Source organism: Halanaerobium saccharolyticum (assembly GCF_003053565.1).
Lineage (GTDB): Bacteria > Bacillota > Halanaerobiia > Halanaerobiales > Halanaerobiaceae > Halanaerobium > Halanaerobium saccharolyticum_B.
Map to the genome: position 1 here is coordinate 116,788 of NZ_QAXS01000002.1, position 17,628 is coordinate 134,415.

Sequence of the window (17,628 nt, forward strand, 5' to 3'; positions counted from 1 at the left end):
ATTTCTTCTAACTAATTTCTTTAATTCCATTATATAAAAAATTTGCAACTTAGGCAAAATTAAAAGGATTTAGCAGCTTAATCTTGAATAATTAAATAAAGAATTATAATTAAGATGAAGATTATATAAAGGAGTTTATTATGAATTTTGAATTTAAAAATTTGAGTAACAAAAAAATTTCTACTTTAACTTATGCTTTTCTAACAATAAATGGATTAATATTAACCTCAAAATTATTTTTGGGGACTCTAAATGACCAGACTGATTTTCTATTTGGCTTTTCTTATTTTTTACTATTTATTATAATCTATGATAATTTTCTTAAGAATTCAGATGACAAAAAAGCCATTATACTCTGGCTGGCCCAAATTTTATTTTATGTAATATTTCTTTATTTTGAATCCTACCTGATTATCAAAACAATAATTTTAATCCAGGTTCTTTTTGGGGTTATCTCAAGTGGTAAGCAGATTAAGGCTTTTAAAAGACAGAATGAAAAAATTAGATATTTAAGTTTTCACGATGAGATGACAGGTCTCCACAACAGAAGATATTTTGAAAATAAGCTGGAAGCTCTGGATGATCCCAAAAAGCATAATCCTTCTGTAATTATTGCTGATATAAATAACTTAAAAGTGATTAATGATAATCACGGCCATAAAAAAGGAGACGAGTATATTAAATCGGCTGCAAATTTATTAAAATCAGAACTTAGAGAAAAGGACATTATTTCTAGAATTGGTGGAGATGAATTTGCTATCATTTTACCGGAGACAAATAAAGAAGAATGTAAAAAGATCATAACTCGAATAAAGGAAAAAGCAAAAAAACACCCGGAAAAATATTTCAGTATTGCCTTTGGCTATATCTATGACAGCAGTAAGTATCAGAGTCTGGAAGCAATGATCAATGCAGCTGACCGCAAAATGTACCACAATAAGAAAAAAATCAAGGAAAAAATTAATCTGGATTTAAAAAGAGGAGAAAGCTGGGAATAACTAACTAAATTTAAGGAAGCGGTTTAGATGAAAACGATAAAACTAAGATTTTACTCGTATTTAAATAAATTTATCAATCTAGATAGAACAAAAAATCTTGAGCTCATAAACGGCCGCTATTATCTTCACCACTATCGCGGTCGGCAGACCATTAAAGATAGGGTTGAAAGCATTGGGGTTCCTCATCCCGAGGTTGCCCTGATCTTAAAAAATGGGGAGCCGGTTGATTTCTCTTATCTGGTTCAGCCGGGAGATTTATTTTCTATCTATCCCCCTCTTTATAATTTCAAATTGTCTGCGGAAAAAACGCTGCTGCCTGAATATCCACTGGATAAACCAAAATTTATTCTGGATGTTCATCTGGGAAGACTTGCCCGCTATCTGAGGCGTTTTGGCTTTGATACAGCATACAGAAATGATTATCTTGACCCGGAAATAGCAGATATTGCAGAAAAAGAGGAGAGAATAATTTTAAGCAGGGATCTGGGGCTTCTGATGAGGAAAAAGGTTAAGTGGGCCAGCTTTATCTGGAATGATGATCCTAAAGAGCAGCTCAAAGAAGTTTTCAATCGCTACAGTCTGAGCCAGTACTATCAGGGAGAAAGCCGCTGTGTCAACTGCAACAGTAAATTAGAAAAAATTGATAAGGAAGAGATTATTGAGCGCCTGGAGCCGAAAACGAAAAAGTATTTTAACGATTTTCGATACTGCAAAACCTGTGACAAAATTTACTGGCGGGGATCTCATTTTAAAAAAACAGAAAAGCTCTTAAACCGCCTCAAAGAAAGCTAAGTTAAATAATTAAAATCTTCAATCACTTATGTTATAATTAAAGAAAGTAGTGAGCAGGAGGTGCTTTTAAGATGGCGGAATATGTAATTGGTGATATTCACGGAGAAATAGATCAGCTCAAAACAATCATTGACAAAATTAATTATAAACCCAAAGAGGATAAATTGATTTTCCTGGGCGACTACATTGACCGGGGTGCTGATTCCTATAAGGTTTACAGATATATCAAAGAATTAGATAATGGCGATAATATTTTTCTAAGAGGTAATCACGAAGAAATGATGATCGATGCAGTTTTGAATGATAATAATATTGACCTCTGGTATCACAATGGAGGCCAGGCTACAGAAAGAAGTTTTCCCAACCGTTCAGAGCTTAAAGAAGCTGCTCGATTTTTCAACTCACTGCCCTACTACCACAGCAGTCAGGATTATATTTTTGTCCATGCCGGTATTCGGCCTGATCGGAAGCTTAAAAAACAGACAGAACATGATCTGGTCTGGATCAGATATCAATTTTTAGGAGCGAAACCGGGAGATTTTAAAGAAAAAAGAACCGTAGTTGCCGGGCACACACCGGTCCCGAAAGTTAAATTTGAAGAAAATAAGATTTTAATGGACACAGGAGCCGGCAAGGGTGGAATTTTAAGTGCCATAAACTTAGAGACCAAAAAAGTTTACAGCTCGGCTGAAAAGAATCCCATTGCTTCGATACTATAAACTGAAAACAAGATTAATTTTGAATAAGTTTCAAAATGATATAAAGCAAAAAAAGCTGGCGGAGAAATTAAAGTTCTCCCGCCAGCTTTCTATTATTATTCACTTTTAAAAGTAAAGCTGCCGCTAAAGGCATAAATTACTGCAATCACCGGAGCCAGAAATGATAAAAAAGTATAGGGAATATAACTGAATCCGATATCCATCACATTCTGAATATAAACTGAAACAACTCCCCAGGGCAGGATAGAACAGCCGAGAGTAGAAGCGGTCTCCAGCGAACGAGAGAGAACACTGTTATCAACTTTCATTTCCTGATAGGCAGGTGCCAGAGTTCGGCCGGGAATTACAATTGAAACAAACATTTCTCCGGTAGCCAGCAGCATAATATAGGCAGAACTTAGGGAAATCAAAATCAAGTCCCGGGGTTTTTTAACAACTTTGAGTAATGAATCTAAAATCACTTCTAAAATCCTTGCTTTTTCTAAGATTCCTCCCATTGCAGTTCCCGCCATAATAATGGCAACTGTACTCATCATATTATTTATTCCACCCTGAGTTAAAAGGCTGTCTAAAAGCTCAAGCCCGGTATCAGCCTGATAACCATTAGCCGCTGCATTTAAAATTTCAGCAAAAGAGGATCCCTGAGTCAGAACTGCAAAAAGAGAAGCAGTGATAAAACTGAGCGAAAGAGAGGCAATGGCCGGTACCTTAAATAGCGAAAGTAAAAGCATCAGAGCCGGTGGAATTAAAGTCCAGAGAGAGATATTAAAGTTTTGACTGAGGCTGCTTAAAATCTGGTTAATATTGGCTAGATTAGCACTTCCATCTAAATAAAAAGTACCAATCACTGCATATAAGATAAGGCTGATTAGAGCTGCCGGTCCTGAAACATAGAGCATCGATTTAATATGATCAAAAAGATCGGTGCTGCTCATAGCGGCAGTTAAATTAGTAGAATCAGACATCGGAGAAATTTTATCTCCGAGCATTGCTCCCGAAACGATTGCTCCAACGGTAATTGCCTTTGGTACTCCCAGTCCCTCTGCTACTCCCAGCAGTACTATTCCCATGGTGGCAATTGTTCCAAAAGAGCTGCCGATCAAAATCGAAGTGACTGCTGCCAGCAGGAAAGCAGCCGGTAAAAAGATGCCGGGACTTAATAGCTCCAGTCCATAGTAGACCATTGTCTGGATTGTACCTGATAAAATCCAGCTGCCGATCACCATTCCAATAATAATCAGAATCAGTGAAGCCCCTAAAGCGTTTTTAATTCCGTTAATCATTCCACTTTCAATTTCTTTCCAGCTTAAGCCCAGATAGAGGCCGAAAAGAGCAGCTGTCATTGCCCCTAAGACCAGGGCTGTTTCCAAAACTAAAGCAGTTCTGATAGAAAACAAAATAACAGCAATAACTGTCAAGAGAGCAATTACTGCAGTTTTTGAATCTGGCTTTTTAATTGTACTTTTCTCCATTTTTAATCAACATCCTTATTATCTATTTATATTAGTTAATTAATGCACATTATTTATATCATAACTATTTTTTTAATGAAAATCAAATCCAAAAATTATTGACTTATGTTCATAACAGCCATATAATTAAAAAGAGGTGATTACAAATGAAGATGAGATATGATTGTTTACCCTGTCTATTCAGGCAGACTTTGGAATCTGCCCGGATGGTAACAGATGATGAAGAGATAATTAAGGATATTTTAAAAAAATATTCAAAAATGCTGCCGGAATTAATTGACTCAGAAGCTACCGCACCGATGATAGCAGAAGAGATGCAGGGTTATATCAAAAAGGTCAGTGGTGTTAGTGATCCCTATGCTGAGATCAAAGAGAAAAATTTGGATTCAGCTTTTAAACTGCTGCCCCTGGTTAAAAAGGAGATAGCAGAGGCAGAAGATCCACTTTTAGCAGCTTTATTAATGTCAGCAATGGGCAATTCCATTGATGCCGGTGTCAGCCTGAATGTCAACATCAAAGATAATATAGAGAGGGCACTTAAAGAATCTTTTGCCCACAGTGATTATCAGCAGTTTTTAGGAGAACTGAAAGAGGCTGATGAGCTGTTATTTATTGCTGATAATACGGGTGAAGCAGTTTTTGATAAACTTTTACTTAAAAAAATCAAAGAAGATTATGATCTAAATATTACATATGCAGTTCGAGAGACAGCAGTCTTAAATGATATTACAGCCGAAGGAGCTTTAGAACTGGGAATTGATCAATATGCCGAGATTATAAAAAGCGGCAGTAAGGCTCCGGGAATGATTATGGATTCAGCCAGCAAAGAGTTTTTAAAACACTATCAAAAGGCAGACCTTGTAATCAGCAAGGGCCAGGGGAACTTAGAGAGTCTCTACGGTATAGAATCAGGAATATATTTTCTGCTCAAGGCTAAATGTGATGTAATCGCTGAAGTTCTCAATGTTAATGAAGGAGATTTTGTTTTTCTTTACAGTTAAAAAATTTCTTAATTTCAAGTTTAGCAGGCTTTTTACTTAAATCAAATTTTTATTATTTAAAGAAAATCGGGGTGGAATAAATGAATTTTGAAGAATTGAATTCAAAAAAAGTTTATCAGGCAGCCGAGATTTTGAATTTAAGAGATAAAGAATCACTGGCAGAGATTAAGAAAAAACACCGACAGCTGATAAAAAAGTGGCATCCAGATCAGTGTGAAAAAGAGCCGGAAATCTGTCAGCAAAAGATTAAAGAAATTAATGAGGCCTATCAGGTAATTAAAAACTACTGCAGCCATTATTTATATTCATTTGCCGAAGATGAAATACTGGAAAATCTGCCGCGGGATATTCAGAGTGATGAGCGCTTAAAAAGACAGTTTGGTGATGATCCCCTCTGGGGCTGAGAGCGGCTTTAGAGCAGGCTGAATTCCATTAAATTTAATCCTGAGTAATCTACTTACTATTATTTAGTAGTAATTAATACTATTATATAAATAGCAAGGCAGGATATTATATCTTTTTATATACAGGAGGTAGATTAGATGGATTATTTAATAGTAATGGCGGTTGTTTTACTGAGTGTTTTTGGCATGACAGCTAGTGTTGTGGCCCAGACTGAAATTCCCTATGATCAGAAAATGAATGAGGTAGAGACTGAAACAGCAACTTTTGCCTTAGGCTGCTTCTGGGGACCTGACGCTTCTTTTGGGGCCTTAGAAGGAGTAGTTAGAACCAGAGTTGGTTATGCAGGTGGCACAACTGAAAATCCAACTTATAAGGTGATAGGTGATCACACAGAAACAATTGAAATCGATTATGACCCAGAGGTGATTTCCTACAGAGAACTGGTGGAGATTTTCTTCGACAGCCACAATCCTTATGCTCAGTCTTATTCGAGGCAGTATGCTTCTCTGATTTTATATAATAATTCAGAGCAGCAGCAGACAGCTGAAGCAGTAAAAGAAGAGCTGGAGGCTGAAAGCGGCAGAGAGATCAAAACTGAAATCAAAGAGCTCAACCGCTTTTATCTGGCTGAAGACTACCATCAGAAATTTAGACTTCAGCAGCAGGTAGCTTTCCGTGAGCACTATCTGGACCAGATGACAATGGAAGAATTCATCAACTCACCGGCTGTAACCAAAGTAAGTGGTTATATTACCGGTAATGGTGAGCGGGATAATATTATTCAGAATATCGGTGAGCTTGGTTTAAGCACCGAGCTGCAGGAGAGGCTTTTAGAAAAGAATAGTATTGACCCGGCTGAATGTGTGACATTCTGTAAGACTGAAGACGCAGACAGTGTAGTAATCAATGAGGAAGAAAGCGATCAGGAATTAAGAGCTAGACTGACTGATCTGCAGTATAAGGTAACTCAGCTTGATGCAACAGAACCCGCTTTTAATAATAAGTACTGGGATAACAAAGAGCCCGGTATTTATGTAGATGTAGTTTCCGGTGAGCCGCTCTTTTCTTCAACTGATAAATTTGAATCAGGTTCCGGCTGGCCCAGCTTTACCAAGCCGCTGGCTGAAGATAGTATAGTTGAAGTTGAGGATAACTCACTCTGGATGACTCGGATTGAGGTCAGATCTAAAGGGGCAGATTCTCACTTAGGCCATGTATTTGAAGATGGCCCGGAGCCCACAGGTTTGCGCTACTGTATTAATTCAGCTGCTTTAGATTTTATCCCGGCTGAAGATCTGGCTGAAGAAGGCTATGAGGAATTTGAGCATCTCTTTTAAACGTACACCCACCGTGAACCACCCGATATATGTCTAAATAAGTCGAAAAAGACTCAGATTCAACAAAATAAATGATAAAATGACAAAAGCTGACAGGTACCCGGTGGTTGTCAGCTTTTGTAGTTATTTGTCTAAACTGATATTTTATTTATAATCTATTCAGCTATCTTAAAGGTAGGGATCTCTGATTTATCTCTGGCGGCATCAATTAGTTCTTTAACCCGCTTTACATCTCCCTCTTCAAATTTAGAGAGATCATCATTATTGTTGATTGATTCATAAATCTGATCAAAGTCTTCATAGCTGATCCCAAACTCTTTTTCATCACGGTCACTTTCATCTCCGCGGCAGCCGCCTGTAGGAGGGCGGTTAATTATTTCCTCCGGAACTCCCAGGACTTCTGCCAGTTCCCAGACCTGAGTTTTGTTTAAATCTCCGATCGGCCTCATGTCTGTTGCTCCATCACCATAAAGTGTATAGTATCCGGTTAGAATTTCACTCTTATTGCTGGTTCCCATTACTACATAGTTCTTTTTCTCAGCAATATAATAGAGGGTCATCATTCTCAATCGAGTCTGAATGTTCTGCTCAGCCGGATTTGGAGTAGGAATCTTGGTCTGCGGCCAGTGATTCCGCTCAGTTTCTTCGATGTCTATGTTCTTCAATCTATTTTCCAGCGGCTCATTGATTTCTTTCATATTTACTTTGAGAGTTTCGATGTCAAATTTATCAGCAAGTAATTCAGCATATTCTACATCTTTAGTTACTGTACCATTGGCCGGAAGCATAACTCCCAGAACATTGTCACCAAAGGCCTCTTTGGCCAGGGCTCCAACAACAGAGGAATCTATACCTCCACTAAGTCCAACTACAACACCATCTGCATTTCTTGCTTCAACTTTTTCCTGCATCCATTCCTGAATTTCATTTGCTAAATTTTCATCAATCATCCTTATTATTACCTCCCAGAGAAAGTAATTTAAATCTTTTATCATCAATTCCACCAGGGATTATAGGAAAGAATAGAGTTAGTGTCAAGATATAGAGATTCGAGAAGAGAGCTTAAAAAGTTTTAGTGCAGATTAAAGCCCTGAGGCTCCATAATAATTTATTTAAGTCGCCAGAACTTGTTTATTGAGCTGAAGAGATGATTATTTATTTTTTAAATAGTTAGAAAATTATAATATAAAAATCTTATTTTTACAGCAATTAAAAAAAGGAAATTATAAACAACTAAAGAATTATATAAATACAAATGAATCTTTCTTATTTACCCCTGTCAGAGTCAAATAATGGTCTTTAAAACTGCATTTTTTTAAGTCAGTTAAAGTTTTAATACTTTTTGAAAGGGTGATCTAAATGGACTTTCAAATTGATGGAATTAGACTGGAGCTGATCCAGGGAGATATAGCAGCCCAAAATGATGTTGAGGCAGTGGTTAACGCGGCAAATGCCCAGCTTCGAACCGGAGGTGGAGTTGCCGGGGCAGTCCACAGAGCAGCCGGACCCGAACTCGAAAAAGCCTGCAGAGATCTGGCACCAATCAAACCAGGTGAGGCGGTGATAACTAAAGCCTTTAACCTGCCCAACCAGTATGTAATTCACACGCTGGGACCGGTTTACGGCAGAGATAAGCCTGAGGCAGCGCTCTTGGAAAAGTGCTATCAAAATTCTTTAAAACTGGCAGAAGAATACAGGATTAAAAAGATTGCCTTCCCGGCGATTTCGACCGGAGCCTTTGGTTACCCAATTAAGGAGGCAGCAGAAATAAGCCTGCTTGCAGTTAATAAATTAGCTTCTGATTTAGAAAGTGTTGAAAAAATTAGATTTGTTCTCTACAGCAGCAGTGATCTGCAGGTTTATCGTAATCAGGCTCAAAAAATTTTCAATAATAGATAAAATCATGCTGACGGGCAGTCTGCCCCAATAGATAAGGAGGAAGCTATGCTAGATATAAATATACCAGGATGTAAAAGTTTAAAAGTAGAAAAAATTGTCTTCGATCTTAATGGAACCTTAGCCTGTGATGGAGAATTAATTGCCGGGGTAAAAGAAGGTATTAATCGGCTGGCAGAAGAATTTGAGCTCTATGTTCTAACTGCTGATACCTTAGGCAACGCAGAAAATCTGCTAAAAGATTTAAATATTGAGCTGGTAATTATTGAAGGTAATGACGGCAGTAAATTTAAGGCTGATTTTGTAGAAAAGCTCGGCAGAAAGAGGGTTATTGCAGTAGGAAACGGCAATAATGATGCCCAGATGCTGAAAAACGCTGAGCTCGGAATAGCCGTTATCGGTCCGGAAGGAACTGCCCGCGGCGCTCTGATGGGAGCGGAATTAATCAGCCGAGAAATTAATGATGTTTTTGATTTGATTTCCAATCCGGAGCGCATCAGGGCAACTTTGAGAAAATAATTTAGAATAAGACAAAAGGAGGTGCATTGTGTCAAAGCTGATAGATTTAAGCTATGAAATTTACAATGGGATGCCTGTTTATCCCGGAGATATCGAAGTTGAGCTGGTCAATGACAAAAAAATTGCACGGGACGGCTACTGCAATCATAATTTAAAGATTGGGATGCACACCGGGACTCATCTTGATTTGCCGGCCCACATGCTGGAAGAGGTCCGCAATGCTGCGGATATTGACCTTAACTCTATTTCCGGTCGGGCTAAATTAATCTATGCTGTGGGAAAAGAAATTATTACTCTGCAGGAAAGATATAAGTCTGAGATCGAAAAGAATGATATTGTTATTATCTACACCGGTATGGCAGAAGAATACGGCAGCAAAAAATATTACAGCAAGCATCCTCTGATTTCGGAAGAATTTGCCGATTTTTTAATTGAAAAAGAAATCAAAGTGCTGGGATTTGATATGCCTTCACCTGATTACAGTCCTTTTAAAATCCATCAAAAACTATTTGAAAATGATATTTTTATTTTAGAAAATCTCTGCAATTTAGATAAGCTGCTGGGCTTAAGTTCATTTAAGATTTTGGTATTTCCGCTTAAAGTCAGAGCTGAAGCGGCTCCCTGCCGGGTGGCAGCCGAAATTTGATTTGACAGGTATCATACAATCTGCTAAACTAATAAGCGTAGTTTTAAAAATTTAAATATCTAGATTATATGACTGGCGGATAAATATGGGTTTAACCATAGGGGAATATAATCTTTAGTAAATCGCCCGCCTGGATATTGAGTAAATTCTTTATCCGGGGGGCGATTTTTTTGTTTATCTGCAGATTTTAGTCTTTAAGCAAGCTATTGTAATCTAATTTACAATTAGAGCCGCATAACAAAACATAGTAAAGCACTCAAGATTTGACGATGGTAATTTTTTCTGCTAAGATAGAAGATGAAATTCAGCTTAAAAGATTAAATATAATTTAATAATGACTTTACAGGTGCTTACTCAAAAAATCTTTTAAGCAGCCAATAAGATTATAAGACTAAAAGAGGAGGATTTTTAATGGAGTTTGATACTTTAAAATTAACAGGTCAGAGATGGGAAGAGCAGATTGATGTTCGAGATTTTGTGCAGCAGAATTATACTCCCTATACAGGTGGAGCTGATTTTTTAGAAGGCCCAACTAAAAGAACTGAAGATCTCTGGCGACAGAGTTCCGAACTTTTAAAAAAAGAAAGAGAAAATGATGGTGTACTGGCCATTGATACAGAAACAGTTGCAGATATCAACGCCTATGACGCCGGTTATATTGACCGGGAGCAGGAAATAATAGTTGGACTGCAGACTGATCAACCTTTAAAGAGAACCTTAAATACCTATGGAGGAATCAGAATGGCCCGTCAGGCAGCAGAAGCCTACGGCGAAAAAGTTGATCCCGAAATAGATGAGATTTTTACTAAATATAGAAAGACCCACAACGATGGTGTTTATGATGCCTACACCCCAGAAATTAGAGAAATCAGGCGCTCGGGTGTAATTACCGGCCTGCCGGATGCTTACGGACGCGGCAGAATCATCGGTGATTACAGGCGAGTAGCACTTTATGGTGTGGACAGACTGATTGAAGCTAAAAAGGAAGATAAGACCAATTTAAAGAGCCCGATGACAGAAGAGACAATTCGCCTCAGAGAAGAGGTCAGTGATCAGATTAAAGCGCTGAAAAAATTAAAGGGGCTTGGAGAAACTTACGGCTGTGACCTTTCACGTCCGGCAAAAAATGCAGAAGAGGCCGTCCAGTGGACCTATCTTGCCTATCTGGCTGCAATTCAGGAAAATAATGGGGCGGCAATGTCCTTTGGTCGGGTGGCAGAATTCTTTGATATCTATTTTGAAAGAGACCTAGAAGCCGGACTGCTGACCGAAAAAGAAGCTCAGGAAATTATCGATGATTTTGTAATCAAACTGAGGCTGGCCCGCCAGCTGAGAACTCCAGCCTACAATGAGCTCTTCAGTGGAGATCCACTCTGGGTAACAATTGTACTTGGAGGAATCGGAATTGACACCAGACCTCTGGTAACCAAAACCAGCTACAGAATTTTAAATACTCTCTATAATCTCGGCCCGGCTCCGGAGCCCAACCTGACTGTTCTCTGGTCAGAAAAACTGCCGGAGAGCTTTAAAAACTACTGCACCAAGGTTTCTAAAGATACAAGCTCCCTGCAGTATGAAAATGACGATTTGATGCGCCGCAACTTTTCTGATGATTATGGAATCGCCTGCTGTGTATCTGCAATGACACCGGGTAAGGATATTCAGTATTTTGGTGCCCGCTGCAACCTGCCTAAAACCCTACTTTATTCCCTAAATGGTGGTAAGGATGAGAAAACAGGGGCTCAGGTGGGACCCGAATTTAAACCCTATGAGGGAGATGTTTTAGAATACGATCAGGTGATGAAAAACTTTGACCGCTTCCTTGACTGGTTGAGTGAAAAGTACGTGGATGCTTTAAATATTATTCACTTTATGCACGATAAATATGCCTATGAGGCAGTTCAGATGGCCCTGCACGATACAGAAGTACAGCGGATCATGGGCTTTGGAGTAGCAGGACTTTCTATTATTGCTGACTCCTTAAGTGCTATTAAATATGCTGAAGTTAGACCGGTTAGAAATGAAGACGGAATGATCATTGATTTTGAAATTGAGGGAGACTTCCCTAAATACGGTAATGATGATGACCGGGTTGATGAGCTGGCAGTAGAAGTACTAAAATTATTTATCAATAAATTAAAACAGCATCAGCTCTACCGGGATGCAGTTCATTCCATGTCAGTTCTGACCATTACCTCAAATGTAGTTTACGGTAAAAAGACAGGAGCAACTCCGGACGGCAGAGAAGCAGGAGAAGCCTTTGCTCCAGGAGCCAATCCCATGCACGGCAGAGATACTTCAGGTGCTTTAGCCTCCCTTAATTCTGTGGCTAAAATACCATATGAGTACTGCCAGGATGGTATTTCCAATACCTTCTCCATTGTGCCGAAAGCATTAGGTAAATCTGAGTCAGCTCAGGTTAATAACCTGACTTCGATTCTGGATGGCTACTTTGGCCAGGGAGCACACCACTTAAATGTCAATGTTCTAAAGCGGGAAACCCTGCTTGATGCAGTGGAACATCCGGAAGAATATCCACAGCTGACAATCAGAGTTTCCGGTTATGCGGTTAACTTTATTAAGCTGACTCCAGAACAGCAGCAGGAAGTAATTGCGAGAACTTTTCACAAAGAAATGTAATGTTACTATTTGAACCTACTATTTGAACCAGGTCCAAAACCAACATTTTGGACCTGGTTCAAATAAACAAAAGGAGGTTACAATGGCTGAAGGATATATACATTCAACTGAAAGTATGGGCACTGTTGATGGACCGGGAATCCGCTTTGTTGTTTTTACTCAGGGCTGTCCCCTGCGCTGTCAGTACTGCCACAATCCCGACACCTGGAAGTTAAAAGAAGGGAAAAAGGTTTCTACTGACTCCCTGCTGGAGAAGATTGTTAAAATCAAACCCTATATCGAGCGCTCAGGTGGTGGTCTCACAATTTCCGGGGGTGAGCCGACAATGCAGCCGGAATTCACTCTTGATCTCTTAAAAAAGGCAAAAGCTGAAGGACTGCATACAGCCCTTGATACTTCTGGTTTTGTGGAGCCCGAAAAGTTTAAAAAATTTCTGCCCTATCTGGATCTGGTACTGCTGGATATCAAAACAATGGATGATCTGATCCACCAGGATCTAACCGGGGTCAGCAACCAAAAGACGCTTAAGTTGGTCGAGCTGCTGGAAAAAGAAAAACAGCCCTACTGGGTCAGACAGGTTATAGTTCCTGGAATTACTGATGATCTGGAGAAGATGAGGCAGTTTGCAGAATATCTCAAACCCAAAAAATACTTAGAAAAAATTGAGCTGCTGCCCTACCACGAGTTAGGAAAACACAAGTGGGAAAACTTAGGCCTGGAATATAAACTTGCAGCTGTCAAGCCACCTTCGGAAAAGAAAATGGCAGAACTAAATGCGGTTTTTAAAAATTATAAAATTAATATAGCCTGAGCTGGCTGAAACCAGATTTAAGCAGGTTTTTATTAATAATTCCCGTTTGAGATTATTCTCAAGCGGGCTTTTCTGTTTTTATGTCGAAATTTATGTTATAATTATCTAACAATAAACATTATTTATTAAAATAAAGTTAATTAAACTAGGAGCTAAGGAAATATGTTAATTTTACAGGGATTTTACTGGAACTGTCTTGATGACTGGTGGGAAGAAATTTCGTCTATTGCAGATGAGATAGCAGTTAAGGGATTTGATACAGTCTGGCTGCCGCCTCCATCAAGAGGGATGAATGGAAAAAACTCAATGGGTTATGATATAAAAGAACATTATAATTTGAATTCTAAATTTGGCAATAAAAAGACTCTAAAAAAACTGATCAAGCGACTGCATCACAATGAGGTCAAGGTAATGGCGGATTTGGTTTTAGGCCACATGCTGGGTGGAGATAAAGAGTGGAACCCACACTTTGAGGAAAAAACTTTCACCAGATTTGCGGAAGCTGATTTCCCTAAAAATCATCAACATTTCTGCCATGAGTGTGGTGACTGCAGCAGCCGCAACAGCTTTGGAGAGACGATCTGTTATTACTCTGATGACGAATATATGAAAAATGAACTGATAAACTGGGCCAGCTGGCTGAAAAATGAGATAGGTTTTGACAGCTTCAGACTGGATAACCTCAAGGATATGCGCTGGGATTTTGCGAAGGAATTTGCCGATCACTTTCGTGATAATACCTTTATGGTGGGAGAATACTGGCATGGTGATGACCGGATTCTGGAGGAGTTTATTGACCACAGTCAGATAAATTTATTTAACTTTCCGCTTTATTACAGCATCAAGGAGATGTGTATGGATCCCTTTTTTCCCGTTCAGAGTCTGGAGGGAATTTCCAAAAAAAATAAGGTTAATTTTTTATCAAATCATGATATAGAAAGAGATGAAAGAGACTTTAACCGGGATGCAATTATCACCAATAAGGAGCTCGGCTATGCCTATATACTTTTTCAGGATAATCCAGCCGTAATTTACTGGAATGACTATTTTAAATATGATTTAAAAGAGAAGCTCGATGAACTGATTAATTTGCGAAGAAATTCTGAAGATCAGCCACTGGAGATTGTGACTTTAAATGATGATATTTATCATGCCCGCCGCGGCAGATATAACCTGATTATTAATAATGCCTATGATGATTATTACTATTCCGGTTTGACTGTAAATGGCAGGGATTATGAGATATTTGTTCAGGATTAAAGCAAAAAATTAAGCAGCAGGAAGGAATTTTTATGTCTAAAGCTACAGATATCAAAGAAATTTTAAATAAATACTATGGTTACAGCAGTTTTAGAAAAGGGCAGCAGGAATTAATTGAAAATATTATCGCAGGTAGAGATACAGTCGCTGTAATGCCGACTGGTTCCGGAAAATCACTCTGTTACCAGATTCCAGCCCTTATTTTTGAAGGTTTAACTATTGTGATTTCTCCTTTGATTTCTCTGATGAAGGATCAGGTCGATGCCTTAAAAGAGATGGGAATCAAAGCGACTTTTATCAACAGCTCGATTGCAAATCAGGAACTGGAAATGAGAATAGAGGCTGCAGCTGCGGGGGAATATAAGCTGCTCTATGTTGCTCCGGAGAGGTTAAACTCTTTCCGTTTTTTAAAGCTCCTGCAGCAGATTGATATTGAAATGATTGCAGTCGATGAGGCTCACTGTGTTTCTCAGTGGGGACATGATTTCCGCCCCAGTTATTTAAACATTTCTCAGGTTATAGACAGGCTTAAGCCTCGGCCCATACTGAGCGCCTTTACCGCTACAGCTACTCCGGCAGTCAGGAAGGATATCAGCAAACAGCTGCAGATGGAAAATCCCAATATTTACACCGGGGGTTTTGATAGAGCCAACTTAAGCTTCAAGCTGCGCAAGGGTATAGATAAGGATCAGTTTTTAAAGGATTATCTAAAAGTTAATTCCGAGCAGCCGGGAATTATTTATGCGGCAACCAGAAAAGAAGTCAACAGAATCTATGAGCTGCTAGCCGGTCTGGATTATCAGGTCGGCAGGTATCATGCCGGTCTTTCAGAAAAAGAGAGGACAGCTGTTCAGGAAGATTTTATCTATGATAAGCTTAAAATTGTGGTGGCCACCAATGCCTTTGGGATGGGGATTGACAAGTCCAATGTCCGCTTTGTAATCCACTACAACATGCCCAAAAATATGGAGTCCTATTATCAGGAGGCGGGCCGTGCCGGTCGTGATGGAGAGCCAGCAGACTGTATTTTGCTCTATTCACCGGGAGATAAGCATATTCAGAAATTTTTGATCGATCAGGTAGAGTCTTCCCCAACAAGAAAAGAGGAGCATCTAAAAAAATTACAGCAGATGGTCGATTACTGCCACACCAGCAGGTGTCTGCGCGCCTATATTTTAGAATATTTTGGTGACCAAAAGGTACCGGAGAGCTGTAATAACTGCAGCAGCTGCAATGACCAGCGAGATTTGAAAGATATCACAGTTGAGGCGCAGAAAATTTTATCCTGTGTTTACCGGCTTGATCAGCGCTGGGGAATTACTGTTACAGCCAAGGTGCTGGCAGGTTCAAAGAGCCAGAAGATTCTAGAATCAAATTTTGATCAGCTTTCAACCTACGGGATTATGCCGGGTTATACGATTAAGGAGATTAAGAATTTGATTAATCTGCTGGTGGCCGATGATTATCTGAGCCAGTCAGGAGCTAAGTACCCGCTTTTAAAGTTAAATCAAAAATCATATCAGATTATGAACGGCGAACTCGAGGTAGAAAAAAGGGTAGAAGCAGAACAAAAACAGGTCAGTGAGGACAGCGAGCTTTTTATGATTTTAAAAGAGCTGCGCAAAGAAATTTCCCAAAAGGAAGGTGTCCCACCCTATATTATTTTTCACGACAGCACCTTAAAGGATATGTGCCGGGTTCTTCCCCAAAACCAATCTCAGATGCTTGAAGTAAGTGGAGTTGGAGAAGTAAAGTATTCCCGCTATGGCAGAGAATTTTTAACTAAAATAAAAGAAAATACCGAACTATAAAGGATGATAAAATGACTGATAAAACTAAGAAGAATCTAATTTATTTTGGAATTGGTCTCTTTCTTGTGTTTATTATTAGATATTTTAATTTAAATTTCCTTCCCGCTATGACTCTGGCGCTGATTGTCAGTATTACTGCCGGCTATTTTATAAAAAAATAACTTTTAGTTAATGCAATTTTAATAATACTGCTGTATAATATTAACTAATAATATTTTTATAAATAATCACTTATTGAGGTGATAACTTTGGATTTAGATAATATTCTGGCAACTGGGAAAATACCTGACTTTTTATTGAGAAGAGGAATTAGAAGGATTGTCAAAAAAAGGATTAAAAAGCAGAATAAGCTTACAATTGAAGATAGATTTAAATACTTAAAAATGTTTAGGGAGAATTTGAAAACACAGCCAATAGCTGTCCAAACCGAAGCGGCTAATGAGCAGCACTATGAACTTCCACCCGAGTTTTTTGAAAAAATTCTGGGCAGAAATTTAAAGTACAGCTGCTGCTACTGGTCTGATGATCTAAGCTATAAAAAGTTAAAAAAACAGGATGACCTGCAGCAGAGACTTGACCAGGCTGAAGATGAAATGCTGAAGCTGACTGCCGAGAGGGCAGAAATTGAAAATGGACAGAATATTTTGGAACTCGGCTGCGGCTGGGGATCCCTTTCTTTTTATCTGGCAAAAAAATTTCCTGATTCGAGGATTATTGCAGTTTCCAATTCAAAGCTGCAGATAAATTATATCAATCAGCTGGCAGCTAACAATAGAATTGAGAATCTAAGAGCGGTAAAAGCAGATATCAATAATTTTTCTACAGATGCCAGATTTGATCGGATAGTATCGGTCGAGATGTTTGAACATATGCGCAACTATCAGAAGTTAATGGAGAAAGTAAGCAGCTTTTTAACTGATGAGGGCAAACTATTTATTCACATTTTTACCCATCAATTTTATCCCTTTACCTATCAGGACAGCAAAAATACTGACTGGATGGCCCGCTATTTTTTCAGTGGCGGCACAATGCCCAGCCAGGATCTGCTCCATTATTTTAGCAGTGACCTTAGTTTAGAAAAGCAGTGGGCAGTATCAGGCAGCCACTATCAGAAAACTCTAGAAGCCTGGCTTTCAATAATGGACCAGAAAAAACAGTCTATTTATCCAATTTTAGAATCAACCTATGGAGCTCAGGATGCTGAGAAGTGGTGGAATTACTGGCGCCTATTTTTCATATCCTCGGCTGAGTTCTTTGGTTATAACGGTGGAGATGAGTGGTTTATCAGCCATTATCTCTTCCAAAAGTAAAAATGTAATGC

Annotated in this window: 17 protein-coding genes and 1 riboswitch; of the genes, 15 read left to right on the forward strand and 2 right to left on the reverse strand. The window is 38.8% G+C overall.

The genetic code is table 11. From position 1 onward, the window contains the following. The first annotated feature begins 140 nt into the window (after nt 1-140). From C8C76_RS01665 to C8C76_RS01675, 3 genes are all read left to right on the forward strand, one after another. Nucleotides 141-998 (forward strand): GGDEF domain-containing protein, encoded by an 858-nt coding sequence (locus C8C76_RS01665; RefSeq protein ID WP_108138043.1) that lies wholly within the window; start codon nt 141-143, stop codon nt 996-998. Nucleotides 999-1,025: 27 nt separating this feature from the next. Continuing rightward, entirely contained in the window at nt 1,026-1,790 is a 765-nt protein-coding gene (locus C8C76_RS01670) for a Mut7-C RNAse domain-containing protein (protein WP_108138045.1), read from the forward strand. A 71-nt stretch (nt 1,791-1,861) separates the two neighbouring features. Further along, nucleotides 1,862-2,509 (forward strand): metallophosphoesterase family protein, encoded by a 648-nt coding sequence (locus C8C76_RS01675; RefSeq protein ID WP_108138047.1) that lies wholly within the window; start codon nt 1,862-1,864, stop codon nt 2,507-2,509. 95 nt (nt 2,510-2,604) lie between these two features. Here the strand turns inward: C8C76_RS01675 and nhaC are convergent, their stop codons facing one another. Then, complete coding sequence (gene nhaC / locus C8C76_RS01680; RefSeq protein WP_108138049.1) at nt 2,605-3,981, reverse strand: Na+/H+ antiporter NhaC; 1,377 nt, start codon at nt 3,979-3,981, stop codon at nt 2,605-2,607. A gap of 146 nt (nt 3,982-4,127) precedes the next feature. Between nhaC and C8C76_RS01685 the strand changes: the two genes are divergently transcribed. From C8C76_RS01685 to msrB, 3 genes are all read left to right on the forward strand, one after another. Beyond that, nucleotides 4,128-4,982, forward strand: coding sequence for a damage-control phosphatase ARMT1 family protein (locus tag C8C76_RS01685; RefSeq protein ID WP_108138051.1), 855 nt, complete (start codon nt 4,128-4,130; stop codon nt 4,980-4,982). A gap of 80 nt (nt 4,983-5,062) precedes the next feature. Beyond that, the gene (locus tag C8C76_RS01690; protein WP_108138053.1) at nt 5,063-5,386 is read left to right on the forward strand and encodes a J domain-containing protein; all 324 of its coding nucleotides are present in this window, start codon (nt 5,063-5,065) and stop codon (nt 5,384-5,386) included. A 138-nt stretch (nt 5,387-5,524) separates the two neighbouring features. After that, nucleotides 5,525-6,724, forward strand: coding sequence for a peptide-methionine (R)-S-oxide reductase MsrB (gene msrB / locus C8C76_RS01695; RefSeq protein WP_108138055.1), 1,200 nt, complete (start codon nt 5,525-5,527; stop codon nt 6,722-6,724). 155 nt (nt 6,725-6,879) lie between these two features. Here msrB and nadE read toward each other — a convergent pair whose 3' ends face one another. Continuing rightward, nucleotides 6,880-7,674 carry an NAD(+) synthase gene (gene nadE, locus C8C76_RS01700; protein ID WP_108138100.1) on the reverse strand — a complete coding sequence of 265 codons (795 nt, stop codon included), beginning with the start codon at nt 7,672-7,674 and terminating at the stop codon, nt 6,880-6,882. A gap of 409 nt (nt 7,675-8,083) precedes the next feature. On the opposite strand from nadE, the gene C8C76_RS01705 reads away from it, so the two are divergent. From C8C76_RS01705 to C8C76_RS01740, 9 genes are all read left to right on the forward strand, one after another. Beyond that, nucleotides 8,084-8,623 carry a macro domain-containing protein gene (locus tag C8C76_RS01705; protein ID WP_108138057.1) on the forward strand — a complete coding sequence of 180 codons (540 nt, stop codon included), beginning with the start codon at nt 8,084-8,086 and terminating at the stop codon, nt 8,621-8,623. A gap of 45 nt (nt 8,624-8,668) precedes the next feature. Next, nucleotides 8,669-9,139 carry an HAD family hydrolase gene (locus C8C76_RS01710; RefSeq protein WP_108138059.1) on the forward strand — a complete coding sequence of 157 codons (471 nt, stop codon included), beginning with the start codon at nt 8,669-8,671 and terminating at the stop codon, nt 9,137-9,139. 28 nt (nt 9,140-9,167) lie between these two features. Next, nucleotides 9,168-9,785 (forward strand): cyclase family protein, encoded by a 618-nt coding sequence (locus C8C76_RS01715; protein WP_108138061.1) that lies wholly within the window; start codon nt 9,168-9,170, stop codon nt 9,783-9,785. A gap of 58 nt (nt 9,786-9,843) precedes the next feature. Beyond that, nucleotides 9,844-9,928, forward strand: a riboswitch (ZMP/ZTP riboswitch). Nucleotides 9,929-10,196: 268 nt separating this feature from the next. Beyond that, the gene (gene pflB / locus C8C76_RS01720; protein ID WP_108138063.1) at nt 10,197-12,425 is read left to right on the forward strand and encodes a formate C-acetyltransferase; all 2,229 of its coding nucleotides are present in this window, start codon (nt 10,197-10,199) and stop codon (nt 12,423-12,425) included. 82 nt (nt 12,426-12,507) lie between these two features. Then, the gene (pflA, locus tag C8C76_RS01725; RefSeq protein WP_108138065.1) at nt 12,508-13,236 is read left to right on the forward strand and encodes a pyruvate formate-lyase-activating protein; all 729 of its coding nucleotides are present in this window, start codon (nt 12,508-12,510) and stop codon (nt 13,234-13,236) included. A gap of 162 nt (nt 13,237-13,398) precedes the next feature. Continuing rightward, the gene (locus C8C76_RS01730; RefSeq protein ID WP_108138066.1) at nt 13,399-14,496 is read left to right on the forward strand and encodes an alpha-amylase family glycosyl hydrolase; all 1,098 of its coding nucleotides are present in this window, start codon (nt 13,399-13,401) and stop codon (nt 14,494-14,496) included. Between the two features lie 32 nt (nt 14,497-14,528). Continuing rightward, entirely contained in the window at nt 14,529-16,307 is a 1,779-nt protein-coding gene (gene recQ, locus C8C76_RS01735; protein WP_108138068.1) for a DNA helicase RecQ, read from the forward strand. An 11-nt stretch (nt 16,308-16,318) separates the two neighbouring features. After that, nucleotides 16,319-16,468, forward strand: a complete 150-nt coding sequence (locus C8C76_RS15030) for a hypothetical protein (RefSeq protein WP_181248126.1) — start codon at nt 16,319-16,321, stop codon at nt 16,466-16,468. Between the two features lie 78 nt (nt 16,469-16,546). Continuing rightward, nucleotides 16,547-17,617, forward strand: coding sequence for an SAM-dependent methyltransferase (locus C8C76_RS01740; protein WP_243733938.1), 1,071 nt, complete (start codon nt 16,547-16,549; stop codon nt 17,615-17,617). The last annotated feature ends 11 nt before the right edge of the window (nt 17,618-17,628 follow it).